At 64.7% G+C, this 25,156-nt stretch carries 24 protein-coding genes and 1 tRNA gene; 12 read left to right on the top strand and 13 right to left on the bottom strand.

What is annotated here, in order from left to right; all coding sequences use genetic code 11:
* Window positions 1-306 precede the first annotated feature (306 nt).
* From ACGYLQ_RS13780 to ACGYLQ_RS13770, 3 genes are read left to right on the top strand one after another with little or no spacing between them, the layout of a single operon-like run.
* Window positions 307-1,743 carry a pilus assembly protein TadG-related protein gene (locus ACGYLQ_RS13780; RefSeq protein ID WP_394443450.1) on the top strand — a complete coding sequence of 479 codons (1,437 nt, stop codon included), beginning with the start codon at window positions 307-309 and terminating at the stop codon, window positions 1,741-1,743.
* The gene (locus ACGYLQ_RS13775; protein ID WP_394419224.1) at window positions 1,740-2,279 is read left to right on the top strand and encodes a TadE/TadG family type IV pilus assembly protein; all 540 of its coding nucleotides are present in this window, start codon (window positions 1,740-1,742) and stop codon (window positions 2,277-2,279) included. Before ACGYLQ_RS13780 ends, ACGYLQ_RS13775 begins: the two co-directional genes overlap by 4 nt.
* The gene (locus tag ACGYLQ_RS13770; RefSeq protein ID WP_394443449.1) at window positions 2,279-2,827 is read left to right on the top strand and encodes a TadE/TadG family type IV pilus assembly protein; all 549 of its coding nucleotides are present in this window, start codon (window positions 2,279-2,281) and stop codon (window positions 2,825-2,827) included. The genes ACGYLQ_RS13775 and ACGYLQ_RS13770 overlap by 1 nt, the downstream gene beginning before the upstream one ends.
* On the opposite strand, the gene ACGYLQ_RS13765 is transcribed toward ACGYLQ_RS13770, so the two are convergent.
* The 5 genes from ACGYLQ_RS13765 to ACGYLQ_RS13745 all read right to left on the bottom strand — a co-directional run bounded on the left by ACGYLQ_RS13765 (window position 2,824) and on the right by ACGYLQ_RS13745 (window position 5,577).
* Complete coding sequence (locus ACGYLQ_RS13765; RefSeq protein WP_394443447.1) at window positions 2,824-3,330, bottom strand: hypothetical protein; 507 nt, start codon at window positions 3,328-3,330, stop codon at window positions 2,824-2,826. The two genes, ACGYLQ_RS13770 and ACGYLQ_RS13765, sit on opposite strands and share 4 nt — an antisense overlap.
* 123 nt (window positions 3,331-3,453) lie before the next feature.
* Complete coding sequence (locus ACGYLQ_RS13760; protein ID WP_394443446.1) at window positions 3,454-3,972, bottom strand: periplasmic heavy metal sensor; 519 nt, start codon at window positions 3,970-3,972, stop codon at window positions 3,454-3,456.
* Window position 3,973: 1 nt separating this feature from the next.
* Window positions 3,974-4,330: a hypothetical protein gene (locus tag ACGYLQ_RS13755; protein ID WP_394443445.1), complete on the bottom strand. Its 357-nt coding sequence runs from the start codon at window positions 4,328-4,330 to the stop codon at window positions 3,974-3,976.
* Complete coding sequence (locus ACGYLQ_RS13750) at window positions 4,323-4,919, bottom strand: RNA polymerase sigma factor (RefSeq protein WP_394443444.1); 597 nt, start codon at window positions 4,917-4,919, stop codon at window positions 4,323-4,325. The genes ACGYLQ_RS13755 and ACGYLQ_RS13750 overlap by 8 nt, the downstream gene beginning before the upstream one ends.
* A gap of 46 nt (window positions 4,920-4,965) precedes the next feature.
* Window positions 4,966-5,577, bottom strand: coding sequence for a calcium sensor EFh (locus tag ACGYLQ_RS13745; RefSeq protein ID WP_394443442.1), 612 nt, complete (start codon window positions 5,575-5,577; stop codon window positions 4,966-4,968).
* Between the two features lie 216 nt (window positions 5,578-5,793).
* On the opposite strand from ACGYLQ_RS13745, the gene ACGYLQ_RS13740 reads away from it, so the two are divergent.
* The gene (locus tag ACGYLQ_RS13740; protein ID WP_067264746.1) at window positions 5,794-6,210 is read left to right on the top strand and encodes a DUF983 domain-containing protein; all 417 of its coding nucleotides are present in this window, start codon (window positions 5,794-5,796) and stop codon (window positions 6,208-6,210) included.
* Between the two features lie 42 nt (window positions 6,211-6,252).
* A complete protein-coding gene (locus ACGYLQ_RS13735) occupies window positions 6,253-6,948 on the top strand; it encodes an NUDIX hydrolase (RefSeq protein WP_209219340.1) in 696 nt (231 codons plus the stop codon).
* Here the strand turns inward: ACGYLQ_RS13735 and ACGYLQ_RS13730 are convergent.
* The 3 genes from ACGYLQ_RS13730 to ACGYLQ_RS13720 are packed head-to-tail and all read right to left on the bottom strand — an operon-like array spanning window position 6,945 to window position 9,494.
* Complete coding sequence (locus ACGYLQ_RS13730; protein ID WP_394443441.1) at window positions 6,945-7,865, bottom strand: EamA family transporter; 921 nt, start codon at window positions 7,863-7,865, stop codon at window positions 6,945-6,947. The two genes, ACGYLQ_RS13735 and ACGYLQ_RS13730, sit on opposite strands and share 4 nt — an antisense overlap.
* A gap of 40 nt (window positions 7,866-7,905) precedes the next feature.
* Complete coding sequence (locus ACGYLQ_RS13725; protein ID WP_394443439.1) at window positions 7,906-8,451, bottom strand: lipocalin family protein; 546 nt, start codon at window positions 8,449-8,451, stop codon at window positions 7,906-7,908.
* Complete coding sequence (locus ACGYLQ_RS13720) at window positions 8,451-9,494, bottom strand: aldo/keto reductase (protein ID WP_394443437.1); 1,044 nt, start codon at window positions 9,492-9,494, stop codon at window positions 8,451-8,453. Before ACGYLQ_RS13720 ends, ACGYLQ_RS13725 begins: the two co-directional genes overlap by 1 nt.
* A 155-nt stretch (window positions 9,495-9,649) precedes the next feature.
* On the opposite strand from ACGYLQ_RS13720, the gene ACGYLQ_RS13715 reads away from it, so the two are divergent.
* A complete protein-coding gene (locus ACGYLQ_RS13715) occupies window positions 9,650-10,873 on the top strand; it encodes an MFS transporter (RefSeq protein ID WP_394443435.1) in 1,224 nt (407 codons plus the stop codon).
* Window positions 10,874-10,943: 70 nt separating this feature from the next.
* Window positions 10,944-12,656, top strand: coding sequence for a methionine--tRNA ligase (gene metG / locus ACGYLQ_RS13710; protein ID WP_394443434.1), 1,713 nt, complete (start codon window positions 10,944-10,946; stop codon window positions 12,654-12,656).
* Window positions 12,657-12,722: 66 nt separating this feature from the next.
* Here metG and ACGYLQ_RS13705 read toward each other — a convergent pair whose 3' ends face one another.
* Window positions 12,723-13,313: a PAS domain-containing protein gene (locus ACGYLQ_RS13705; RefSeq protein WP_394443432.1), complete on the bottom strand. Its 591-nt coding sequence runs from the start codon at window positions 13,311-13,313 to the stop codon at window positions 12,723-12,725.
* 311 nt (window positions 13,314-13,624) lie between these two features.
* On the opposite strand from ACGYLQ_RS13705, the gene ACGYLQ_RS13700 reads away from it, so the two are divergent.
* Window positions 13,625-15,166 (top strand): MHYT domain-containing protein, encoded by a 1,542-nt coding sequence (locus tag ACGYLQ_RS13700; RefSeq protein ID WP_394443430.1) that lies wholly within the window; start codon window positions 13,625-13,627, stop codon window positions 15,164-15,166.
* A 14-nt stretch (window positions 15,167-15,180) separates the two neighbouring features.
* Here ACGYLQ_RS13700 and ACGYLQ_RS13695 read toward each other — a convergent pair.
* Together ACGYLQ_RS13695 and ACGYLQ_RS13690 are read right to left on the bottom strand one after the other, a co-directional pair.
* Window positions 15,181-15,267, bottom strand: a tRNA-Leu gene (locus ACGYLQ_RS13695).
* A gap of 77 nt (window positions 15,268-15,344) precedes the next feature.
* A complete protein-coding gene (locus tag ACGYLQ_RS13690; protein WP_067267484.1) occupies window positions 15,345-15,821 on the bottom strand; it encodes an Lrp/AsnC family transcriptional regulator in 477 nt (158 codons plus the stop codon).
* Between the two features lie 107 nt (window positions 15,822-15,928).
* On the opposite strand from ACGYLQ_RS13690, the gene putA reads away from it, so the two are divergent.
* From putA to ACGYLQ_RS13670, 4 genes are all read left to right on the top strand, one after another.
* Window positions 15,929-19,345 (top strand): bifunctional proline dehydrogenase/L-glutamate gamma-semialdehyde dehydrogenase PutA, encoded by a 3,417-nt coding sequence (gene putA / locus ACGYLQ_RS13685; RefSeq protein ID WP_394443428.1) that lies wholly within the window; start codon window positions 15,929-15,931, stop codon window positions 19,343-19,345.
* A gap of 27 nt (window positions 19,346-19,372) precedes the next feature.
* Window positions 19,373-20,524, top strand: coding sequence for an amidohydrolase (locus ACGYLQ_RS13680; RefSeq protein ID WP_394443426.1), 1,152 nt, complete (start codon window positions 19,373-19,375; stop codon window positions 20,522-20,524).
* Between the two features lie 85 nt (window positions 20,525-20,609).
* On the top strand, window positions 20,610-21,353 hold the full coding sequence (locus tag ACGYLQ_RS13675; protein WP_394443424.1) for a rhomboid family intramembrane serine protease: 744 nt from the start codon (window positions 20,610-20,612) through the stop codon (window positions 21,351-21,353).
* Window positions 21,350-21,736, top strand: coding sequence for a GFA family protein (locus ACGYLQ_RS13670; RefSeq protein WP_394443422.1), 387 nt, complete (start codon window positions 21,350-21,352; stop codon window positions 21,734-21,736). Before ACGYLQ_RS13675 ends, ACGYLQ_RS13670 begins: the two co-directional genes overlap by 4 nt.
* Here the strand turns inward: ACGYLQ_RS13670 and ACGYLQ_RS13665 are convergent.
* Both ACGYLQ_RS13665 and ACGYLQ_RS13660 read right to left on the bottom strand, forming a co-directional pair.
* A complete protein-coding gene (locus ACGYLQ_RS13665; RefSeq protein ID WP_394443420.1) occupies window positions 21,733-22,824 on the bottom strand; it encodes a DUF2235 domain-containing protein in 1,092 nt (363 codons plus the stop codon). The two genes, ACGYLQ_RS13670 and ACGYLQ_RS13665, sit on opposite strands and share 4 nt — an antisense overlap.
* Window positions 22,802-25,099 (bottom strand): xanthine dehydrogenase family protein molybdopterin-binding subunit, encoded by a 2,298-nt coding sequence (locus ACGYLQ_RS13660; protein ID WP_394443418.1) that lies wholly within the window; start codon window positions 25,097-25,099, stop codon window positions 22,802-22,804. Before ACGYLQ_RS13660 ends, ACGYLQ_RS13665 begins: the two co-directional genes overlap by 23 nt.
* Between the last annotated feature and the right edge of the window lie 57 nt (window positions 25,100-25,156).

Here is a 25,156-nt window from a genome sequence, read left to right as displayed (position 1 = left end):
TTGTTTGCGGGCGCGACTCATCTGGCTGCCCTAGGGGCATGCAGTCGCACCGTAGGACGCCTCATGGCGGGGCGCGACCCAATTCCTCGCGATTTGCGAAACTTTATCAACCGTGGGTAGGGGCGGCGCGCGCCACCCTCCCCGCCCGGTGGAAATCGGCCCAAAATGCCCCCGAATACCGGCCCCAAGCGCCGCCTATTGCCCCAGAGGCGCCAAACTCTGGACACTTTCCCGCAGCACAACAGGGCAAGGCAAATGCCGCCCATTCCCTTTGGCGCCCGCAGGACGCCACAGGAAGAGAGGTTGATGACGATGCGCGATAGCACTCACAGTTCGGAAATTCCCCCCCAGCCCCTGCCCGCGCTGTTGCGCCGCTTCGCGCGCGAAGAAGACGGGCTGGTCACGGTCTTTGCCATTCTGATGATCCTGCTGATGATCCTCATGGGCGGCATCGGCGTGGACCTGATGCGCCATGAGCGCGAACGCGCAAGGGTGCAGGCCGTGGCCGACCGCGCCGTGCTGGCGGCGGCGGACCTCGACCAGACGCTCAGCCCCGAGGCCGTGGCCCGCGACTATTTCGACAAGGCGGGGCTGGCCGAATATGTATCCAGCGTGACGGTCGACGAAGGGTTGAACTACCGCCGCGTCACCGTCGATGCCTCGCGCACGCTCAACACGATGTTCATGAGTAAATTCGGCCAAGACCGGCTGCATGTCCCTGCCAAATCCACGGCGGAGGAAAAGGTGAACAAAGTCGAGATTTCCATGGTGCTCGATATCTCCGGCTCCATGCGGGAGAACGGCAAGATGGCCAACCTGCATGACGCGAGCGATGCCTTCATCGACACCGTGCTGAAGCCCGAAAACGCAGACCTGATCTCGATCTCCGTCGTGCCCTATACCGCGCAGGTCAACGTCGGGAAGGACATCATGGATGAGTTGAACGTCACCCAGCTGCATTCCTTCTCCCATTGCGTTGATTTCGACGACAGCGAGTTTGACCTCACCGCCATCAGCCAGACCCGCAGCTATGAGCATATGCAGCACTTTGAGGCGGGCTATAGCTGGAACGGTTATCATCGCGACAACACCGGCCGTTATGACAACATCTACAACCCCGGCTGCCCGAAGCAGGACTACGAAGAAGTCGCGCCCTATTCGCAGAACGCCGCCGCGCTGAAAGCCCGGATTTCCAATTTCCAGCCCCGCGCAAACACCGCCATTCATCTGGGCATGAAATGGGGCGTGGCCCTGCTCGACCCGTCCTTCCGCGCGATCAATCAAGCCATCGGCGGCGATGCGGCTTTCCAAGGGCGCCCGGCTGATTACGGCGATATCGACACGCTGAAAACGGTGATCCTGATGACTGACGGGGTGAACGTGACCACCCGCCGGATCAACCGCCAAGTCTATGCCAACCGGGACCATTACCGCCACTGGAGCGATTACCCTTTCTACTGGTGGCTGAACCGCAATGTCCGCTCAAGCGAGCGTCACCGCTGGTACTGGACGAAATACAGCGCATCGCAGGCCGATACCCTGCTCGACAACATCTGCGACGCGGCCAAGGCCAAGGGCATCGTGATCTGGTCGATCGGCTTTGAAGTGACCGACCATGGCGCATCGGTGATGAAGAACTGCGCCTCCTCCGACAGCCATTTCTTCCGCGTCGAAGGGGTGGAAATCGTCAGCGCGTTCGAGGCCATCGCCCGCCAGATCAACCAGTTGAGGCTGACGCAATGATACAGCGCTGCATCAAGGCATGGCGCCGGTTTCGCGGCGATGAGGATGGCTCGGCCATGTTGATGGAATTCGCCATCCTGTCGCCGCTGCTCTTCGGCTGCTTGCTCATGTCCGTCGAGATGAGCTTTTACGCCATCCGCCACATGCTCCTTGACCGGGGGCTCGACATGACGGTGCGCTACATCCGGCTGAACACCAATACCCCGATGACGCATCAGACCATCAAGGACAAAATCTGCGAGGCCGCGATCTTTTTGGATGACTGCGAAGAGACCCTGCGCCTTGAGATGATCCGCGTGGACCCGCGCAATTTCGCCAGCTTCGACCAGTCGCCCGATTGCGTCGACACTTCCGAAGACCCCAGACCGGTGCGCGGCTGGACCCTTGGGGTCGAGCATCAACTGATGCTGCTGCGCGCCTGCGCACGGTTTGAGCCCTTCTTTCCGACCACCGGCCTTGGCTATGCCCTTGAGAAAGACGGCGCGGGCCGTGTTTCCATGGTCTCGAGCGCGGCCTTCGTACAGGAGCCGAATTGATGCGCGCTCTCCGCAATCTACTGGCCCGGTTCAAAGGGCGCGAGGATGGCTCCATCGCCGTCGAGACGGTGATCATGTTGCCGCTGATGTTCTGGGCCTATCTGGCCATGTATTCGACCTTTGACACCTTCCGGATGTACAACCTTAACCAGACGGCGGCCTACACCGTGGGCGATGCCATCTCGCGCGAGACGCAGGCGATTGACGCGGACTATCTGCGCGGGATGCAACAGCTTTTCGAGTATCTCACCCGCGGCACCGGGCAAACGGCCCTTCGGGTCAGCTCAATCTGGTATGATCAGGCGAACGACCGCTACCACGCGGATTGGTCACAAGTGCGGGGAACGGTCCAGCCATTGACCAGCGACGATGTGCGCAATTGGCATGACAAGCTGCCCGTCATGCCCAACAACGAACGCGTCACGCTGGTCGAGACTTGGCGTGACTTCGAGCCGCTGTTCAAAACCGGGTTGGTGCGGCGGGACATTCACAACTTCGTCTTCACCCGCCCGCGCTATGCGCCACGCACGGTCTGGTCGGACGGTTAAGCGGTCTCACGCTCGGCCAGTTTGGCGCGGATGATCTCGGCAATCAGCTTGGTTTCATTGGCCGGGGTCATGCCGCCCACACCGACCCGGCGGCCAAGGCTCCACCACAGGCCCAAGCGCCAGCCCCGCGCCACGCGGCGGTTGGTCTTGAGCAGGAACCCGTTCGAGGGTTTGACCGCGAAAGCGCCCTGATCAATGCGCGCGATCTCGTCCATGCGGACGATCACCCGGCCATCGGCATCGCGCAGCCCCTCTTCGGTCAGTTCCACAGCGCTGGCGGTGGCGCGGCGCATCACCTCGGCAATCGCGATAAAACCAAGCCCCACCAGCACCAGAACGCTCTGCCAAACCGGATCGGGCGAGCGGGTCAGCGCGGAATAGATCAGCAACAGCCCCAGCCCCGCCAGTGACAACAGCCCCACCGCCCGCCGCGCGGGTGACGCCTTGGCCGTGGCCAGCACGGTCTCCGCGCCACTGTGCATCGTCTGAGAGGTGTCGGTCATGGGCCGGGCTTTCTAAGGGGCAAGGGGCCGGTTAACGCCGCCCCCTGCCGGGGTCATTCGCCCTCGGCCTAGCCCGCCGTCCGGCAAAGGGCAAGACCGGGAAGCGGGCGGCACCCGGCCCGCTCACCGTTCGGGCTTACCGTCGCGTTTGCCTTTCTTGCGCGGCGGCCCCGCTTCCAGCCGCTGTTGCAGCTTGTCGGCATAGTCTTGACGGGCGGCGGCATCCATTGCGCTGACCTCGGCCAACCAGGCGTCATGGGCGACCTGCTGAACACCCGCGGCGGCCTCGCCTTGCGCGGCCAGCACCGCGGCGGCCACATCCGCCTGAAACGGCTCGGCCCGAAGCGCGGCGAGCATTTCGTCGTAAAGCGCGCGCCGCGCTTCCCGGTCGAGGTGATGCGCCTTGCCGCTGGCGCGCATTTTGCCATGCAACCCGCGTCGCGCTTCGGGCGGCAGCGCCTGCACATAGGGCGAGGCATAGCTGCGCAGCCCCGGCAAATCACCCCCGCCGTGCGGCCCCGGCCCGCCGTGACGCCACATCGCCCCGCCTAGCGCGCCGAGGATCATCACGTTCAGCGCCAGTGACAGGCCAAGGGCCACCCGCATGAGGCGCCTGCGCCGTGGTGTCGGATCCTGTGTCATCTCAACTTTCCTCCATGTCCCAGCCAAATCCACCGAATTCGCTGCCTGTGTCAGCCGCCGTGAGGTCCGAGGTCTCGGTCTCCCATGTGCCGGTCACGAGCTGCCCGGCCAAATCCGGCATGCCCTCGGGCGGTGCCACGCCGACCCAAACCCCGACAGCCGCGGCAGTGGCAAGACCGCTCAGCCCCGCCGCACCGCCCAAGAGTTGCCAGAGCGCTTGATGCCACGGCTGGCGCGGCGCTTTGGGCATATGCGCTTCGGCATCGGCCAGAACGCGGGCCTGCAAATCGGCCGAGACCTGTGGCGGATTGGCCCGGGCCGCGGCAAAGAAATCTTCCAGATCGTCGAAGTCACTCATTTTCAAACCCCAATGCGTCCCGTTGTGCCGACAGTTGCGCGGCCAATGACCGTTTGCCCCGCGCGGTCAGGCTTTCCACCGCTTCGACCCCGATGCCCAGCACCTCGGCGATCTCGGGATTGGCCATACCGTCGATATGGCGCAACACCACCGCTTGCCGCTGGCGGTCGGGCAAAGTGGCCAGCGCCTGTTGCAGCGCGTCCACACGGGCGGCCTGCTGCATCTGCTGCGCGGCACCGGGGGTCGGATCGGCAGGTTCCGCCACATCATCGAGCCCGGCCACCCCCGCCCCCCGGCGGCGCAGACGATCGGTGCAGAGGTTGGCCACGACACGGTAAAGCCAAGTGGTCACCTTGGCCTCGCCCGCGCGCCACTTCGGCGCCTGACGCCAAAGCCGCAGCATCGCCTCTTGGGCCACATCCTCGGCCTCGGCCCGGTCACCGAGCACCCGCAGCGCATGGCCGTGGAGGCGCGGCACCAGCCGCGCGGTCAGCAACCGCGCCGCCGCCGCATCGCCATTGGCATAGCGTTGCAACAACTCGGCATCCGCATCTTGCTGCGCGTTGGGCAAATCCTGCATCCCGTCCATGGCTAAGGTCCGGGCGCGCCATGATCAAGCGCGCCCAAAGCTTCATTTAGTCCTGCTGCGGCTTGTCATGGTGCATTTTGTGGCCCTTGTGGTGCCGCTTGCCATGCATTTTTTTCGCCGCTTCAAACTCTTCGGCGCTGATGCTGCCGTTGCCGTCTTTGTCCAGACGCTCGAACATCTTGGCCGGATCGTGGCGCTGCGTCATCTCTTCCATTGAGAGTTTGCCATCGTCATTGGCGTCCATACGCTCGATCATGCGGCCCCCCTTATCACCGCCCTTATGACCGTGCTTGCCGCCCTCTTTGCCGCCGCGCTTGCCACCGTGTTTGTCGCCCATGGCTTCCAATTCGGAAGCGTCGAGGCTGCCGTTGCCGTCGGTGTCGAAACGCTCAACCATCTTGGCGGCGCGATCGGCGCGGCGTGCATCGCCTGCGGCCTTCAGCTCTTCGCCGGTCACGAAACCGTCGCCATCGGCATCAACCTTGGCAAAACGCGCCTCGGCATGGGCCTGAAACTCTGCCTGCGTGATCGCACCATTGCCATCTGCGTCAAGCTGCTGGAACCGGTCCTGCCCGCTTTGCTGGGCGGTGGCGGCCACGGCACCCACGGCCAACAATCCGCTGAGAGCTGCGATCTTCATATTGGTACGAATGGTCATCTTGATACTCCTCGTTTTTTAAAGATCGTCTCACGCTTTTGCGCCGCGATCACAGGGTCAAACGGCGGGGCCCGAAACTTCCGTCGCAGGTTTTCAAACTTTTTTCGAAAAATCGGCAAAGCCCCGCCCTGCGCGACATGGCGCCGCAACGGCAACCTCCGGTCTTTTCATTTCACGCCCCAGACTGCATCTATCCCTCAACCAGAGGATCGCCCCATGTCACAGACCCAGCAATTGTCCCCCGACACCGCAGAGACCGACGCCAGCGAAGAGCGGCCCCGCCTGCCTGCCATGCTGCGCGGCTGGCGTGGCAAATGCCCCTCCTGTGGGGGCGGAGAGCTGCTGCATGGCTATCTGAAAGTGAACGACGACTGCGCGGTTTGCCGTCAGGAGTTCCACCACCACCGCGCCGATGACGGCCCGGCCTATCTGACCATTCTGCTGGTCGGTCACCTTTTGGCACCGGGGCTGCACATCGCCTATGTGGTATGGCGGCCCGAACCTCTGACCCTGTTCACCATTTTTGCGGTTGGCTGCACGGCGCTGTCGCTTTACCTTCTGCCCAGACTGAAGGGGGCCATGATCGGCTTTCAATGGGCCAAAAGGATGGGCGGCTTCGGCCGGTCAAGCTAAGGCGGCCCGCCCTTCGGCCCCTGACTGCCGGAGCGCTACCGCATGACCATCGACAAGACCAAAATCCGCAACGCCGCCACGGTGATCGTGCTACGCGACCGCCATGAGACCCCGCATATCCTGATGGGGCAACGCGGGGCCAAGGCGGCATTCATGCCCAATAAATTCGTTTTTCCCGGCGGGGCGGTGGACGCGGGTGACGCCCATGTGCCCCTTGCCGCCCCGGTGAACGCGCTCTGCCACGGCAGGCTCTGCGATGATGCCGAGCCGTCGCTCGCCCATGCCATCGCCGTTGCCGCCATTCGTGAGCTTTGGGAAGAGACCGGTTTGGTGCTGGGCCGCAAGGGCGCATGGCAGGGGGATGTGCCGCCCGACTGGCAGAGCTTTGCCGCCACGGGCCATTTGCCCGATGCCTCCGCCCTGCAATTCGTGTTTCGCGCTCTGACCCCGCCGGGCCGCCCGCGCCGTTTCGACGCGCGTTTCTTTCTGGTGGATGCCGACGACATCGCCAGCGACCCCGATGATTTCGACGCAGCCTGTGATGAGCTGTCACATCTGCAATGGGTGCCGCTGAGCCGGGCGCGGTCCTTCGACATGCCCTTCATCACCGAAGTCGTATTGGCCGAGGTCGCCGCCCGGGCGCGTGACACCAGCCCGCCTGCCTCGGTCCCGTTTTTCAAGAACAACGACGAAGAAAGCCTGTTCCTGCGTCTGCATGGCCGCCCGATGACGGGCTAGGTCACCAAAACCAGCATCAGGATCGAGACCGCCAGCACCGCCATGCCCGCCCACTCCCGGCGCGAAATCCGCTCGCGAAAGAACAGGGTCGTGGCCGCGATGCTCAGCATCAGTTCCACCTGCCCCAAGGCTTTCACATAGGCCGCGTTTTGCAAGGTGAAGGCGATGAACCAACAGAGCGACCCGCCCATCGAGGTCAGCCCGATCCAAACCGCCACCCGCCGCGCGGCCCAGACCCGGCGCAACTGCCCCGGTTCGCGCAGCCGCAGCCCAAAAGCCATGATCAGCGTCTGCATCAACACCACCGCCGCCAGCGTCACGCCCGCACGCAACAGCGGATCGCCCGAGGCCACGGCGAGCGAGGCGCCGCGATAGCAGACCGCCGAGATCGCAAATAGAAAACCCGAGGCGATCCCCAGCCCCGCCGCACGGTTGCGCAGATCGCTGAGGCGCAGCCCCCGCGCCTCGGCCCCGCCGGACAGCAACAGCAGCCCCAGCACGCCAAGGGCGATGGCCGCAAAGCCCGCGGCCGAGACGCCCTCGCCCAGCACGATCCAGCCCATCAGAACGGTCTGGATCACCTCGGTCTTCTTAAAAGTGATGCCCACCGCGAAATTGCGCTGCTTGAACAACAGCACCACGCAGACCGTCGCCATGATCTGCGCCGTGCCGCCCATCGCCCCATACAGCCAGAAGCCCGCCTCAAGCGGCGGCACCCCCTGCCCGCTCAGCGCCAGATAGAGCGGCAGCAACAGCGCCACGAAGGGCGCGGAATAGAGAAACCGCGAAAAGGTCGCCCCGCCTGCCGAGAGCGTATCGGTCGCCAGATGCTTTTGCAGCATGAAGCGCCCGGTCTGAAAGACGGCGGCGGCAAGGGTGACAAGGATCCACAGATCGGGGGCGAAAACACTGTCCATAACAGCCTATAGGCCGAAGGCGGGCGGCAGGGCCAGTGCCTTAGGGCCTCATCTCTAGGGCCCCGAGGTCATAGCCGTTGAAGGCCAAGATCTCCTGCGCGGCGGCGATCCGGTCCGCCCCGCCTGTCACCTGACGGTCGAGGATCCAGCCATATCCGCCCTCGGGGCTGCCGATGACCGCCGTGCGAAACCCTTCGTCGACCCAGAGCACCCAGAAAGGCCGCTCGGCCCCGCCGACGGCGGCGCGCATCGTGTAACGCCCCGGCCCCTGCGCGCTCAGCGCCCAAAGGGTGCGGGTGTTGCGGCATCCGGCGCTGTCGCAGGTCTGGCGCTGTTCGATCAGGGTCGGCCCTTGCGGCGCAAAGGTCACGGCTTGCAGGTCGGCGTCACCGGGGAATGCCGCCCGGACCTGCCAATCGCCGCCAAAACGCACCGCGTCATAGCGGCTGGTGGCCCCGATCAAGGCCTCCGCATCGCGAAACCCGGTCTGCGCGGGCGGCGCCTCGCCGCCGCTACACGCCGCGAGGGCGCCCAAGAGCAGCAACATGGCCCCCCGCCGCGCCAAATGCATCCCGAAGCGGGCCATCAATAGGGCATCGGATGGGCTTTATGCGCCGCGTCGAGGTCGGCCATCACCTCATCGCTGAGGCTCAGCTCTGCCCCGCCAAGCGCCACGTCGAGCTGCTCAAGGCTGGTCGCGCCAAAGATCACTGAGCCCATGAAGGGCCGTGTCGCACACCATGCCAGCGCCATCTGCACCGGGTCGAGCCCATGTTTCTCGGCCACGCCAAGATAGGCCGCGACCGCCTCAAAGGCGCGGGGGGTGACCCGACCGCCCAGGTCGTCGTTCAGCGACAGACGCGACCCGGCGGGGATCTTCCCGCCCTGATATTTCCCGGTCAGCAACCCCGCGGCCAGCGGAGAGAAGGCCAGCATGTCAATCTGCTCATTGACGCAGGTCTCGGACACATCGGTATCGGCCAGTCGGCACATCAGCGAATATTCGTTCTGCACCGAGATCGGGCGCGGCCCGCCCACACGTTCGGCCACGGCGGCCCATTGGGTCAGCCCCCAAGCGCTTTCGTTGCTGAGGCCAAAGGCGCGGATCGTCCCGCGTTCGACCTCACGTTGCAGCGCGCCGAGCGTGTCCTCCATATGCGCAATGGTCTCGGCCCGGTTCTGACTCGACGGGTCGTAGTGCCAATTCTTGCGGAACATATAGCTGCCGCGGTTCGGCCAGTGGAATTGGTAAAGGTCGATGTAATCCGTCTGCAAGCGCTTCAGCGAACCTTCGATGGCGCCGGGGATCGTGTCGGAGGAAATCGGCGCGCCGTCGCGGGCGTGCTGCATCCCCTCGCCGGAGTGCTTGCTGGCCAGAACCACCTCATCCCGGCGCTTGTCGCGGGCGAACCACTGGCCGATGATCTCTTCCGTCCGGCCAATCGTCTCGACGCTGATCGGGTTCACGGGGTACATCTCGGCAGTGTCGATGAAGTTGATCCCGGCCTCCAGCGCGCGGTCGATCTGCGCATGGCCCTCCTCGGCGGTGTTCTGGGTGCCCCATGTCATGGAGCCCAAACAGAAATGCGAGACCTCGATATCGCTGGAGCCGAGCTTTTTCATCTTCATCTTTTGGTCCTCGCTTGTGATTTTCCCGCAACCTAGCCGCCTGCCCGGCCTTCGCAAGGGCAATTGCCCCGCGCCGATCCTAGCACCCCGACAAAAGCGCAGCCCCGGTAGTTTTCGGCCTTCCGTTTGGGCAGCAATGGACGCAATCTGCGCCCATGCGCCTGCTCATATCCTTCGCCGCCCTGTTCTTCTCGGTCATCCTTCTGCAACTCTCCACCGGAGGTGTGGGGCCGATCGACGTGTTGTCGGGCGCGCAGCTTGGGTTCAGCCGACAGGAAATCGGTATGCTTGGCTCGGCCCATTTTCTGGGGTTCTTCATCGGCTGCTGGTGGGCGCCTCGGTTGATGGGCAGCGTCGGCCACAGCCGCGCCTTTGCCGCCTTCACCGCCGCCGGATCAATCGGCCTGATGGCGCATATGATGGTGGTGGACCCCTACGCATGGGGGCTGATGCGTGTCGCGTCAGGCATGTGCGTGGCGGGCTGCTATACGGTGATCGAAGCATGGATGCAGGCCAAGGTCACCAATGAGACCCGCGGGCGCACCATGGGCGTTTACCGGGTGGTGGACATGAGCGGCTCGCTTGCCGCGCAGTTGATCGTGGGCGTGCTCGCCCCGGCGTCTTACGTCTCTTACAACCTGCTGGCCATCGGCTGCTGTGCTGCCCTCTTGCCGCTGACGCTGACCAAGGTCCGCCCGCCCGAAACGCCCAGCCAGCCGCGGCTGCGCCCACGCCTCGCCTTTGACCGCTCGCCACTGGCGGCGGCGGGGGTCATCGTGGCCGCCGTCTCCAGCGCGTCTTTCCGCATGGTCGGGCCGATCTACGGCCAAGAAGTCGGCCTCAGCGCGCCGCAGATCGCGTGGTTCCTTGCCGCCTTCGTGCTGGGCGGTGCGCTTGCGCAATACCCCATGGGGATGCTGGCCGATAAGTTCGACCGCCGCTGGGTGCTGATCTGGCTCTCGGTCGCCGCGATGGGCGGCTGTGCGGTCACCGTGATGGGCGCGGGCTATGGCACGGCGGGGACCATGCTCTCGGCCGGGCTTTTCGGCGCCACGACCTTTCCAATCTATTCGGTCTCTGCCGCCCATGCCCATGACTTTGCCAGTTCCGACGAACGGGTGGAGCTTTCCGCCGCCCTGATGTTCTTTTTCGCTCTGGGTGCCATCGGCGCGCCCTATCTCGCCTCGGTCCTGATCGACAATTTCGGCGCGGCGGCGCTTTTTGCGATGATCGCGGCGGCGCATGGGGGGCTGGTGGTCTTTGGCCTTGCCCGGATGCGCGCGCGCCCCACCTTGGCCGAGCGGACGCCCTACGTCTACGCGCCACGGACCAGCTTTCTCATCGGGCGGCTCTTGGGCCGCGCGCGGGACCGCGATTGACCGGTCCCGTCTTTTGCTGGAACTGGCGCAGCCCTTGCGATAAGGCTGCGCCAAGCACGGGAATATTTATATGACACGCCACCTCATCACCTCCGCCATCCCCTATATCAACGGGATCAAACATCTGGGTAACCTCGTGGGCAGTCAGCTGCCTGCGGACCTCTACGCGCGCTATCAACGTGGCCGGGGGCAGGATGTTCTGTTCCTCTGCGCCACGGATGAACACGGCACCCCCGCCGAGCTTGCCGCCGCGAAAGCGGGCAAACCGGTCGATGAATATTGCGCCGAGATGTATGAAACACAGGCCCGCATCGCCGAAGGCTTTGGCCTCTCCTTCGATCACTTTGGTCGCTCGTCCAGCCCGCAGAATCGCAAGCTCACGCAGCATTTCGCGGGCGCGCTGGCCGACCGCGGGCTGATCGAAGAGGTCTCCCAACGGCAGATTTATTCGCCGACCGACGGGCGCTTCCTTCCCGACCGCTATGTCGAGGGCACCTGCCCCAATTGCGGCTTCGAGGATGCGCGCGGCGATCAATGCGACAATTGCACCAAGCAACTCGACCCCGAGGATCTGATCAACCCGCGCTCGACCATCTCGGGCGCCACCGATCTGGAGATGCGCGAGACGAAGCACCTGTTCCTCAAGCAAAGCCAGCTCAAGGACGAGCTCGACGCTTGGATCGACAGCAAGACCGACTGGCCCGTGCTGACCACCTCCATCGCCAAGAAATGGCTGCATGACGGCGACGGGCTGCAAGACCGCGGCATCACCCGCGACCTCAGCTGGGGCGTGCCGGTGAAACGCGGCGATCAGGATTGGCCGGGCATGGAGGGCAAGGTCTTCTACGTCTGGTTCGACGCGCCCATCGAATACATCGCCTGCGCGCAGGAATGGGTCGATGCGGGCAAGGGCACCGATTGGGAAAGCTGGTGGCGGACCGACAAAGGCGCTGAAGATGTGCGCTACACCCAGTTCATGGGCAAGGACAATGTCCCCTTCCACACGCTCAGCTTCCCCGTCACGATTAAGGGCTCGGGCGAGCCGTGGAAGCTGGTGGATTACATCAAGTCCTTCAATTACCTCAATTATGACGGCGGTCAGTTCTCCACCTCGCGCGGGCGCGGCGTCTTCATGGATCAGGCGTTGGAAATCCTGCCGGCGGATTACTGGCGCTGGTGGCTCTTGAGCCACGCGCCCGAGACCTCGGATGCCGAATTCACTTGGGAGAACTTCCAAGCCTCGGTGAACAAGGACTTGGCCGACGTGCTGGGCAATTTCGTCAGCCGGATCACTAAGTTCTGCCGCTCCAAATTCGGCGAAGCGGTGCCCGAGGTCGGCGAATACGGCGAGGCGGAGCAGGCGCTGATCGAAGACATCACCGCCCGCGTCGCCCGTTACGAGACGTTGATGGAGGCGATGGAGGTCCGCAAATCCGCCGCCGAACTGCGCGGCATTTGGGCGGCGGGCAACGAATATCTCCAAGCCCAAGCGCCTTGGACCACCTTCAAGACCGACCCCGACCGCGCGGCGGCGCAGGTGCGGCTGGCGCTGAACCTGATCCCGCTCTACGCCGTGCTTTCCGCACCCTTCATCCCCACGGCCTCGGCCTCGATGCTGGCAGCGATGAAGGTCGAAGACATGCCTTGGCCCGACGATGTGCCCACGGCCTTGGGCAAGCTTGCCCCCGGCCACAGCTTTGAAGTGCCCGAGGTGCTTTTTGCCAAGATCAGCGATGAGGACCGCGAAAGCTGGGCCGAACGTTTCGCCGGTAAGCGCGACTGATCAGAAATTTAGGAACAGCGGCGCGGGTTATGCGCCGCTGTTTCACTTTGCGGCACGGGCATTGCGCTAACCGCGCCGCGCGCGCTTTCCGCCTGAGACCGCGCGCACTGGCCCCACGCCATTCGCCGCCGCTTCGACACCCCGAAACCGGACGCCATGCCCCCGCCCTTTGGGATCCCGTTCCGCCGTGAGCCAACCGTGGACAATGCGGGCCGTCTCCTCCCCCGGGTGCATCTGAAAGCCGCCCTGCGGCGTCTGCCCCGCAAGCGCCTGCGCCCAAAGCGTGCCGATTTCAGCCCCATCGCAAAGCCGCGGCCCGAACAGATCGCTGATATGTTGCCCGATCAGACAATCCCCCAGCCCATAGGTGACACCGCAGGCCGCCTCATTGGCATGGCAAACGCGCCCATCGGGAGAGAAGACCACGTCGATTTCGGCCATATCGGCCTTGACCGGGGATAGGATGGCCTCACCCGCGGCCCCCTTCCCGCCCGCGAGGCCGGGAGAGGGCATAAGCGCCCCGCGAAGCCCTGCATTGGGCCGACCATCAAGGTTCTGCCTAAACATGCGCCGCTCTGCCGCGAAAACGATGGAGATGAGCGGGGGTTGCCCTGAGGTAAGGCTGTTCTCTGCAGCAGTGGTATCTTCGTCTGACATGCCCACCCTCTCACGCGGCCCGTTGGGCCCCGACGCGCCGCACCGCACAGCGGATCCCAGCATCCGAGCAACATAGCCCCGCAGGGAAAAAACCATGCGCCGTAAGAGGTTAAACGATCTCCCTCCTTTCCCTGAACCTGCCATCTGTCGCCTCTGCCTCATCCCGCCCCACTGCCGACCTTGGGGGAGGATTAGCGGCAAGGTCTTACCACGGAGTTAAAAAATGTCGGCACAGTGTGAACTTGCGAGAGACTTATTTTCGCCCTATTCCGACAGCAATTAACCAAGTGTTAATATCAGATAGGATAAAGATGTTCCGGGTCGCCCATACAATTCATCACGATCACGACCTCGGGCTCGTGCTGCTTGCAGCACTTCTTTGCATCTTCGGCAGCTGGGTGGTGGCACGGCTCTATCGGCATGTGCTTGAACAGCCGCGCCGCCAAGCATTGATTTGGTGCTATCTGACCGCGATGACAGCGGGTGTGACGATCTGGTGCACCCATTTCATCGCGATCCTTGCCTATCAGCTCGACGCGCCGGCGACGTTCCATTTCTCGCTCACCTTCCTGTCGCTGATCATCGCCATCGTCGGCTCGATTCTGGGCGTCGTCATCGCCGGGCTGCTGAAATCCCGCTGGGCCACGATTCTGGGCGGGACAATCTTTGGGCTGGCGATTTCCGCCATGCATTATACCGGCATGGTGGCCTATCGCGTGCAGGGTGCGATCCATTGGGACATGGGCTATCTGACCGCCTCCGTCATCATCGCGGTTGTCCTTGCGACCCTCGCGCTTGGCGCAGCGGGCCGTGGGGGCAAGGGCAGCGTGCTGTGGATGACCGCGCTTTTGGCGCTGGCGATCATCCTGCTCCATTTCACCGGCATGGCTGCCTTTCAGGTAACCCAGGTCGCCGCGCAGCCGCTCTATGCCAACCCCGTCGAGTACAGATTAATCGCGCTGATCGTGGCCGGGACCGCGGCCATCATCGCGCTGGCCGCTCTTTTCAGCTACGTCGTCGAAAACCGCACCCGCAACGAAAGCATCGAAGAACTCCGTCAGGCCCGCGATGCCGCCGAAAGCGCCAGCCGGGCGAAATCGGAATTCATGAGCGTGCTGAGCCACGAATTGCGCACCCCGCTGACCATCGTGATCGGCTACGCCAGCTTCCTGTCGGAACTCAAACGCCACAACCTCGCCAAGCTGGGCCCGGATGAAAAACCGGAGTCCGAGCATTTCACCAAGATGGGCGATCAGGCGGAGCTCTACGGCCAGCGCATCAAATTCGCCGGCGGGCAATTGTTGACCATTATCAACGACATCCTCGACTATACGAATATGGAATTGAACGACCTCGCACTCGACAAGACCGCCTTCGACACCCGAGCGCTTTTGGAGGAAGTGGTCGAAGAGCACCACGGCGCCGCGCATGACAAGACCGCGACGCTGCATATCGACACCCCGCCGCTTACCGTCACCGCCGACCGCCGCCGCAGCCTGCAACTGTTGGGCCATATCGTCGGCAACGCGCTGAAATTCTCCAAGGCGCGGGACATCTATCTGCGCGCGCGCCTGCACGCGGGCGGGTTTGTTTTCGAGGTCGAGGATAATGGCGTCGGCATCGCCGCGCAGGATCTGGACCGCATTTTCGAGGCTTTCACCCAGATCGAAGATGCCGATGACCGCGCCGAGGGCGGCACCGGGCTGGGGCTTGCGATCTGCAAGAAACTGGCCCTTGCCCATGGTGGCGACATCACGGTCAAAAGCACGCTCGGTCAGGGGACGACCTTTACCGTCTTCATCCCCGGCGCCACGCAATTGGCAGAGCCTGCGACGCTGGCGCAGGCAAGTTAAGTCTTTGAAAACAGTGGTGCGGGCGGTGGGACTCGAACCCACACGGGGCTACGCCCCAACAGATTTTAAGTCTGGTATGTCTACCATTCCATCACGCCCGCATCGGGGCGCACAATAAGCATCACGCAGGCGGTGTAAATGGGCGAATGCCCCCGCCGTAAGGTTCAGGGCATACGGTTTAGGCCGTATCGGCCAGCATGGTTTCCTTCACCGCCTCCATCGCCACATAGGTCGAGGTGCTGGCCACATGCGGCAGGGTCGAAATCACCTCCCCCAGAAAGCGGCGATATTCCGACATGTTCCGCGTGCGCACCTTGATCAGATAGTCGAAATGGCTCGCGATCATATGGGCCTGTTCGATTTCGGGCACCTTGGCCACGGCGAGGTTGAAGGCCCGCAGGGCCGCCTCGCGCGTGTCGTTCAGGCGCACCTCGACAAAGGCGACGTGATCCAGCCCCAGCCGGATCGGGTCCAACAGGGCGCGATAGCCAAGGATCACGCCACTTTCCTCCAACCGGCGCAGACGCGCTTGGGTGGGGGATTTCGACAGACCGATGCGGCGGGCAAGATCGGTGATGCTGATACGCCCGTCCTCGGCCAACACCGATAGAATCGCGCTGTCGAACCGGTCCAGATTGAAAAGCTCATTTGACATGCGATTCCCCGCTAGTTCGGTCATAACGACCATGATACAATACATATTAAGTCGATTAGCCTTCTCAACATGCGGTATTCTGGTCCAAACATCAACTGGAGCTTGCCATGGCCCTCGATCACGCCCCCGCCCTTCGCCAAACCATCGACGCGCGCACCTATGCCGAGCCTGACGCGCTGCTGACCGAGCTCAAGGCGCAGGCCGATCTTTCGCCCGAGGACCGCGCCAAGATCACCGCCGATGCGGCGGGTCTGGTGCGTGACATCCGCGGCACCTCGGCCCCCGGCATGATGGAAGTCTTCCTTGCCGAATACGGGCTTAGCACTGAGGAAGGCGTGGCGCTCATGTGTCTGGCCGAGGCGCTTTTGCGCGTGCCGGATGCCGAGACCATCGACGCGCTTATCGAGGATAAGATCGCCCCCTCGGACTGGGGCCGCCACATGGGGCATTCGACCTCAAGCCTCGTCAACGCGTCGACATGGGCGCTGATGCTGACGGGCCGCGTGCTCGACGACGACCAGCCCGGCCCGGTGCGCCACCTGCGGGCGGCGATCAAGCGTCTGGGGGAGCCGGTGATCCGCACCGCCGTCAGCCGCGCCATGCGCGAAATGGGCCGCCAGTTCGTTCTGGGCGAAGACATTCAGGCCGCGATGAAACGCGCCCGCGGCATGGAGAAGAAGGGCTTCACCTACAGCTACGACATGCTGGGCGAAGCCGCACGTACCGAGGCCGATGCCAAGCGCTATCACCTCAGCTATTCCCGCGCGATCTCGGCCATCGCCGATGCCTGCACCCATGACGACATCCGCAAGAACCCCGGCATTTCGGTCAAACTCTCGGCCCTGCACCCGCGTTACGAGCTGGCGCAGGAAGAGGCCGTGATGCGCGATCTGGTGCCGCGCCTGCGGGCGCTGGCGCTATTGGCAAAATCGGCTGGTATGGGCCTCAACATCGATGCAGAGGAGGCCGACCGTTTGGCACTCTCTCTCGAGGTCATCGACACGGTGATGGGCGAGCCTGCCTTGGCCGGTTGGGACGGTTTCGGCGTGGTCGTGCAGGCCTACGGTCCCCGCGCCGGCGTGGTGATCGACACGCTCTACGACATGGCACAGCGCCACGACCGCCGCATCATGGTGCGGCTGGTGAAAGGCGCCTATTGGGACACCGAGATCAAGCAGGCGCAGGTCGAAGGCATCGACGGCTTCCCAGTCTTCACCCGCAAGGCGGCGACCGATGTCAGCTACATCGCCAACGCCCGCAAACTGCTGAACATGACCGACCGCATCTACCCGCAGTTCGCCACCCATAACGCCCATACCGTCGCCGCCGTGCTGCATATGGCCGACGACCCCGAGGCTTACGAGTTCCAACGCCTGCACGGCATGGGCGAGACCCTGCATGACATCGTGATGCAGAAACACGGCACCCGCTGCCGCATCTACGCCCCCGTCGGTGCGCACCGCGATCTGCTGGCCTATCTCGTCCGGCGTCTCTTGGAGAACGGGGCGAACTCCAGCTTCGTGAACCAGATCGTGGATGAGGATGTCCCGCCCGAGGTCGTGGCCGCCGATCCCTTCGACCAGTTGCACGACAGCGTGCCCTCGATCCCGAAAGGCCCGGAGGTGTTCCAGCCGCAGCGCGCCAATGCCCGGGGCTTCGATCTGGCACATACCCCAACGCTCGCCGCGATCGAAGAAGCCCGTGCGCCCTTTGCGGACGCCACATGGGAAGCCGCACCGCTACTGGCGGGCGAAGCTGCGCCGGAGGCGGCTGAAACCGTCGCCAACCCTACCGGGGGTGCCTCCCCCGGGACCGTGCGCCCTGCCTCCAAGGCCGATGTGGCCACGGCGCTCGACACTGCCGCGCCTTGGGACGCGCCTCTCAACACCCGACGCGCCACACTTCTCCGCGCCGCCGACATGCTTGAGGACCGCTACGGCGAGATCTTCGCCATTCTCGCCCGCGAGGCTGGCAAGGGCCTGCCCGACTGCGTGGCCGAATTGCGTGAGGCGGTGGATTTCCTGCGCTACTACGCAGGTCAAGCCACCAACGAGCCGCCCGCAGGCATCTTCACCTGCATCTCGCCGTGGAACTTCCCGCTGGCGATCTTCTGCGGGCAGGTCACGGCAGCACTGGCCGCTGGCAATGCCGTACTGGCCAAACCGGCGGAACAAACCCCGCTGACCGCACAGCTTGCCGTCAAGGTGCTGCACGAGGCCGGCGTGCCGCGCGCGGTGCTGCAACTGCTGCCCGGCGGCGGCGAGGTGGGCGCGGCACTCACCGGCGACGCCCGCGTCAACGGCGTGGCCTTCACTGGCTCCACCGCCACCGCCCTACGCATCCGAGCCAATATGGCCGAACACTGCGCCCCCGGCACCCCGCTCATCGCCGAGACCGGGGGTCTCAACGCCATGATCGTCGACAGCACCGCCCTGCCCGAGCAGGCCGTGCAGGCCATCGTCGAAAGTGCCTTCCAATCCGCGGGCCAGCGCTGCTCCGCCGTGCGCTGCCTCTACGTGCAGGAGGACATCGCCGAGGACCTGATCACCATGCTGAAGGGCGCGATGCAGGCGCTGCGCATGGGCGATCCGTGGCATCTGTCGACCGACGTCGGCCCCGTCATCGACGATGCCGCGCGACAGACCATCGTCGATCATGTCGAGGCCGCTCGCGCGGAGGGCCGGCTGATCGCCGAATTGAAAGCGCCCGAAGGCGGCACCTTCGTCGGCCCCGCGATCCTGCGGGTGGATGGCATCAGCGACATGAAGCGGGAAATCTTCGGCCCCGTGCTGCATGTGGCGACCTTCAAAAGCCATGAACTCGACGCCGTCATCGACGCGATCAATGCAACCGGCTACGGCCTCACCTTCGGCCTGCACACTCGGATCGACGACCGGGTGCAGCATGTCTCGGAGCGGATCGAGGCGGGCAACATCTACGTGAACCGCAACCAGATCGGCGCCATCGTCGGCAGCCAGCCCTTCGGCGGCGAGGGGCTCTCGGGCACCGGGCCGAAGGCGGGCGGGCCGAACTACCTGCCGCGTTTCGCCGCGCCCGACCATCAGGAGGCTTCCGGCACATGGGACAGCGCGCAGCAGCGCCTGCCCGCCCTGCCCGCGCATCAGCCGACCGTGCTGGAGACCCAGTCGATGCCCGGGCCCACCGGCGAGAGCAACCGCCTGTCGACCCTGCCCCGGCCTGCGCTTCTCTGCATGGGCCCGGGGGCCGAGGCGGCCACCGCACAGGCCAAGGCGGTGCGCGCCCTCGGCGGTGTCGCGGTTGAGGCCACAGGCCCCATCGACCCCGAAGCGCTTACCACCGGCCCGGCCTATGGTGGCGTCCTCTGGTGGGGCGATGAGGAGACGGCGCGGCAAATCGACAAGGCGCTGGCAGCCCGCGAAGGGGCGATCATCCCGCTTCTGCGCGGCAAGCCCGACACCGCGCGCGTCCGCGCTGAGCGCCATGTCTGTGTTGACACCACCGCCTCGGGCGGCAATGCACAGCTCTTGGGGATGATGGCCTGAACGGGCCGCGCAATTAGGGGGAGCGCCATGCTGACGAACCGCGATATCGAAGAGTTGACGCAGTTTCGCAGGGCGCTCCACCAATACCCCGAGATCTCGGGCGAGGAAGTGGAAACCGCCCGGACGATCGCGGCGGAACTGGAAAAGCTCGCCCCTACGCGCATCCTCACCGGCCTTGGCGGGCATGGGGTGGCGGCGGTTTTCGACAGCGGCAGCCCCAGCCCCACGGTGCTCTTCCGCGCGGAACTCGACGCCCTGCCGATCCCCGAGGAACATGACATTCCTTGGGTCTCTAAGGTGCCGGGCAAGTCCCATGTCTGCGGCCACGACGGCCATATGACCATGCTCTTGGCGCTCGGTCGAATGATCGCGCGCTGCCCCGTCGCAAAGGGCCGCGTGGTGCTAATGTTCCAACCCGCCGAGGAGGATGGCAGCGGCGCGCGGGCGGTGGTGAACGATCCCACCTATGCCGAGATCGCCGCCGATTACGCCTTTGCCATCCATGTCGAGCCGGGCCGCCCCTTTGGCCATGTCGACACCGCGCCCGCGCTGATCAACTGCGCCTCGAAAGGCATCTCCGTCACCCTACACGGCAAGACCGCCCATGCCGCCAGCCCCGAAGACGGCACCTCCCCCGCGCCTGCGCTGGCCGAGTTGATCCCGGCGCTGCAAGCGCTCGGCCCCGGCGGGCCGCTTGATGATGACTTCCGCCTCGTCACCCTCACCCATCTGCGCATGGGTGAGCCGACCTTTGGCATCGCCCCGGGCGAAGCGGCGCTCTACGCCACCCTGCGCAGCACCCGCGACGCGGCGCTGGCCGAGATCGAAGCGGCCTTGCGCGCCGAAGTCGCCCGCGTGACAGAGGCCCATGGGCTGACGGCAGCTTTCGCGGAATCCGACCATTTCGCCGCCTCCATCAACCACCCCGACGCCTACGCGATCGCCGCCGCGGCGATGGACGCGCTCGGCGTGTCGCACGGGCAGAAAAACCTGCCGATGCGCGCCTCCGAGGATTTCGGGCTGTTCGGGCGTGACGCCAAGGCCGCGATGCTCTGCCTCGGCCCCGGCGAGGGCTATGCCGCCCTGCACAACCCCGATTACGATTTCCCCGATGATCTGATCCCCGTCGGCGCCGGTATTTTTGAGCGGATCGCACGGGATTTGCTCGGTTCCGCTTGACAGAAGCCCCCGCGGGCGCAGCTAAGGTCATAACGATCCCCCGTGCCGCTTGACGCTGCGGACGACTTGGCAAAGGCTGGCCCGCATGTTCCCGATCCGCGATCACAACCCCTCGGGCCGAACGCCCTTCGTCACCTATGCGCTGATGGCGCTCAACATCGGGGTGTTCCTGTCTTCCCTGTCGCTGATGGCGGATGAGCGCGCCTTGGCCGAGTTTTACTACAGCTACGCATTGCTGCCCGCGCGGCTGAGCCATGGGGAGGGGTATTTCGGCCTCATCACCTCGCAATTCCTGCATGGCGGCTGGATGCATCTGGCGGGTAACATGCTGTTTTTGTGGATATTCGGCGACAATGTCGAGGATGAGATGGGCCATGGGCGCTATCTGCTGTTCTACCTTGCCTGCGGCATCGCCGCGGGGCTGGGCCAAGTCGTGACAGAGCCGCTGTCATGGGTGCCCATGGTCGGGGCCTCGGGCGCGATTGCGGGGGTGATGGGGGGCTACCTGCTGCTCTTCCCCCGTGCCAAGGTCGACATTTTGGTGATCTTCATCGTGTTTTTCCGCATCTTCGCGATCCCGGCGTGGATCATGCTGGGCCTGTGGTTCGGCATGCAGTTCATCGGCGGGATCGGGGCCACACCGGGCACTGGCGGTGTGGCCTATTGGGCCCATGCGGGCGGGTTCATCGCGGGGCTACTGCTGACCTTGCCGCTCTGGCTGCGGCGGGGCGGCTTTGCCTTTTGGCGGCAGACCCACGGCCATCCGCCCCATGCCGCCGCAGACTATGACCTGAGCGAAAGTCGCATTCCGAAAGTGAGACGCAAATGACCGAAACCTCCGAAACCCGCCGTGCCTCTTGCCACTGCGGGGCCGTGGTGATCGAAGCGCTGTTTCCGCGCGGTCTGGCCTCGGCCGCGCGCTGCACCTGCTCCTTTTGCCGCCGCCGCGCCGCCGCCACGGTAACGGCGCTGGCCGAGACGGTGACCGTGTTGAAAGGGGCCGAGAACCTCACGCTCTACACTTGGGGCACGCATACCGCACAGCACTATTTCTGCATGACCTGCGGCATCTACACCCACCACCGCCGCCGCTCGAACCCCGATGAATGCGGCGTGAACCTTGGTGCGATCGAAGGGGTCTTGCCTTGGGAGATGGAGCCGCTGCCCTATAGCGATGGCATCAACCACCCTTCGGACCGCGACCCCGGTTAGAGGCTGGAAATCACCCCCTGCATCCGGGCCAGCAGCCCCGGTTGCGGCGCGGCTTGTTCGCGGCGCTGCTCCACGCTTTCGTGCAGCCGCTCTGACGGGTCCGCGCCCACCACCCGGCGGCGGCGGGTCACCAGCATCTTGCCATAGCCGCGCCAGCGCCCGATGGAGGGCGCAGCGGGGTCTTGATCGAAACGCGTGGCCCAGCCTGCGGGCAGTGGCAGGCCGCTTTCCTCCATCCGCGACAGCAGCCAGACCAGCGGGATATTGGCCAAGGGGCGCGCGGCCTCATGCCCGCCCAACTGGCCGCCCACGTCGCCATGGGTGCCGGGGAACCAGACCTGCTCAAGCCGCCCGTCATAGCCCTCGGGCGTGGTCCATAGCACTGGGGCATAGGCGACGCGGGTCTCGTTCAGGGCCAGCGCCTGAAAGCCGTTCTTTACGTTGCGGCTCAGGTCGTGGTTGTGGAACATATGCAGCGGCTGCGAAAACCGCCAGAACAGCGGCGCGTTGAGGCCCAGCGATTTGACCGTGTCCCAAACGCCAATCGCCTCGATCTCGACCTCGGGGTGGCAGTTGGCCCGGGCAAAGAGTTCGCCCGCCTTGCTCAGATGATGCGCCTCATAATGGCGGTAAACATCGCGGATGTTACGCTCTGTCGCCACTTCGGCGCGCAGAAGCCCCACCCGGTCGATCACCCCGGCGAGGGAGCGTACCGCATAGCCGCCGCGCGAATAGCCCAGCAAGAAAATCCGATCTCCGGGCCGGTAGCGCGAGGCGAGATATCCATAGGCACGGCGGATTTGCCGGTTGATCCCGCGGCCCAAGATCACATCCAAAGCGCTGCGCCAATCGCGCCATTGCAGCCCCGGCTCGTAATAGATCGACAGGGCGCTGCCCATCTCGCGGCAAAGGCCATAGGCAATGCCCGCATTGGTCTCGCGCCCCAGTTCGAGCGAGGACATGGTCCCATCGAGGATGATGACATGGGTCACCGCCCCCCGGCGCGGGCCAAAATCGCTTTCAGGCCGCCGCCAGAACCGCCCGAAGAGCCGTTGGAACAGGGTTTTACTCGGCTGCGATTGCGGCACCTTGCAGCATCTCCCAGACCCGGTGCGGGGTGAACGGCATATCCGCCTGCCGCACGCCGCGTTCCCACAGGGCATCCTGCACCGCATTCGACACCGCCGCCAAGGCGCCGACGGTGCCCGCCTCCCCGCAGCCCTTCATGCCCATGACATTGGCCGTGGAGGGCACCGGTTCGGAGGTGAAAGAGATCATCGGCAGGTCCGCCGCGCGGGGCATGGCGTAGTCCATGAAGGTGGCGGTCAAAAGCTGGCCGTCCTCGTCATAGACCACCCGCTCCTGCACCGCCTGTCCGATGCCCTGCGCCACGCCGCCGTGGACCTGCCCCTCGGCCAGCATCGGGTTGATCAGATTGCCGAAATCGTCGACCACGGTGTAGCGGTCCAGCGTCACCACCCCGGTTTCGGGGTCGATCACCACCTCGGCCACATGCGCCCCGTTGGGATAGCTGCGCCCCGGCAGGCTGGCGCGTTCGTGGTGGCTGAGCAGATCGTCCCGCCCCTTGGCGCGGGCCATCTCGGCCACCTCCAGCATGGTCGGGCTGATGTTCGACCCTTCCGCGCGAAAGCGTTCGTCGTCAAAGGTGATATCCGCAGCAGCGACGCCCAACTCTTCGGCCAGAAAGGCGGTGAAGACTTCGGTGATCTTCGCCACGGTGGCCAAGGTCGCCGTGTTCTGCGTGGTGACCGAGCGTGAGCCGCCGGTGCCGCCACCTTTCTTGATCAGATCGCTATCGCCCTGCACCACGTCGATCCGTTCGGCGGGGATGCCAGACTGGTCCGAGAGGAACTGCGCATAGACCGTCTCATGCCCCTGTCCGTTGCTTTGGGTGCCGACATAGATCGTCACCCGGCCATCGCCCTCGAAAACCACTTTGGCCCCTTCGGAGGGATCGCCCAGAATGCTTTCGATATAGTAACACAGCCCCTGCCCGCGCAGCAGGCCGCGCTTGGCATCCGCCGCCCGGCGCGCGGCAAAACCGTCGCGGTCAGCCTCTTGCCCCACACGGGCCAGCAGCCGCGCGAAATCGCCCACGTCGTAAAGCTCGCCCGTGGCAGTGGTATAGGGGAATTGCTCAGGCTTGATGAAGTTGATCCGCCGTAACTCCCACGGATCGACGCCCAACTCACGCGCCGCACGGTCCATCAGCCGCTCCAGCACATAGATCGCTTCGGGCCGTCCGGCCCCGCGATAGGCGTCGACTTGCACGGTGTTGGTGTAGAACCCTTCGACATGCAGATAGGTGTCTTGCACGTCATAGACGCCCATCAAGACCTTGGAGAAGAGCTGCGACTGGATCGGCTGGCCGAACTGGCTGTTATAAGCCCCAAGGTTGCAGCGCGTGTCGACACGGTAGGCGGTGATCTTGTGGTTTTCGTCAAAGGCAAACTCGGCCCAAGACACCAGATCGCGCCCCCCGTTGTCGGTGAGCATGGCTTCGGTCCGCTCTGACATCCAGCGCACCGGGCGGCCCAAGGCCCGCGCGGCTTGGGCCACGCAAAAATACTCCGGGTAGGTCATCGCCTTCATGCCGAACCCACCGCCCACATCGGGATTGGTGACGCGCACCGCGTCTTCGGGCAGGCCGAAGGCTTTGGTCAGAAACCCCTTATGCGCCCAGACGCCCTGCCCGCCCAGCGCCACATGCAAGCGGCCCTCGGTCCATTCGGCATAGCAGCCACGCGGCTCCATGGAGTTGACGATGATGCGGTTGTCCCCGACCTCCAGCTTGACGCGATGGGCGGCCTTGGCAAAAGCCGCCTCAACCCTGACCTCATCGCCCATATGCCAGTCAAAGGCGCGGTTGTCGGGGGCCTCTGCGTGCAGGGCCTCACCGCCCGGGGCGACATCCATCTTGGCGGGCAGATCGTCAGCCTCGAAAAGGATCATCTCCGCCGCATCGCGGGCCTGTTGCAAACTCTCGGCCACCACCAGCGCCACCGGCTCGCCCACATAGCGCACGCGGTCCTTGGCCAGCATCGGGCGCAGCGGCGCCGCGCCTTTGCTGCCATCGCGGTTGTCGACGACCGTATGCGGCAGAGCGATATTCATTCCCGCCGCTTCCAGATCGGCGCAGGTCAGCACCAGATGCACGCCATCCGCCGCGCGGGCCTCATCTACGTCCAACTCAGTGATCACCCCATGAGCCACAGGCGCGCGGAAAAAGACGCCATGCAGCGCCCCGGCGGGGGCGATATCATCGACATAGCGGCCCGCACCGGTCAGGAAGCGGTGGTCTTCCACCCGTTTGACCGGTTGGCTTTTCCCGAACTTTTCCATCTGACACCGCCCCTGCTGCCCTGCCTCTTTCAGCGCAACAGTAGCGGGCGCGCCGCC

This window comes from Sulfitobacter sp. 1A12779 (assembly GCF_043557315.1).
Classification (GTDB): Bacteria; Pseudomonadota; Alphaproteobacteria; order Rhodobacterales; family Rhodobacteraceae; genus Sulfitobacter; species Sulfitobacter faviae.
Note: the sequence above shows the minus strand (reverse complement) of the source record. Positions and strands in the feature narration are given on the sequence as shown.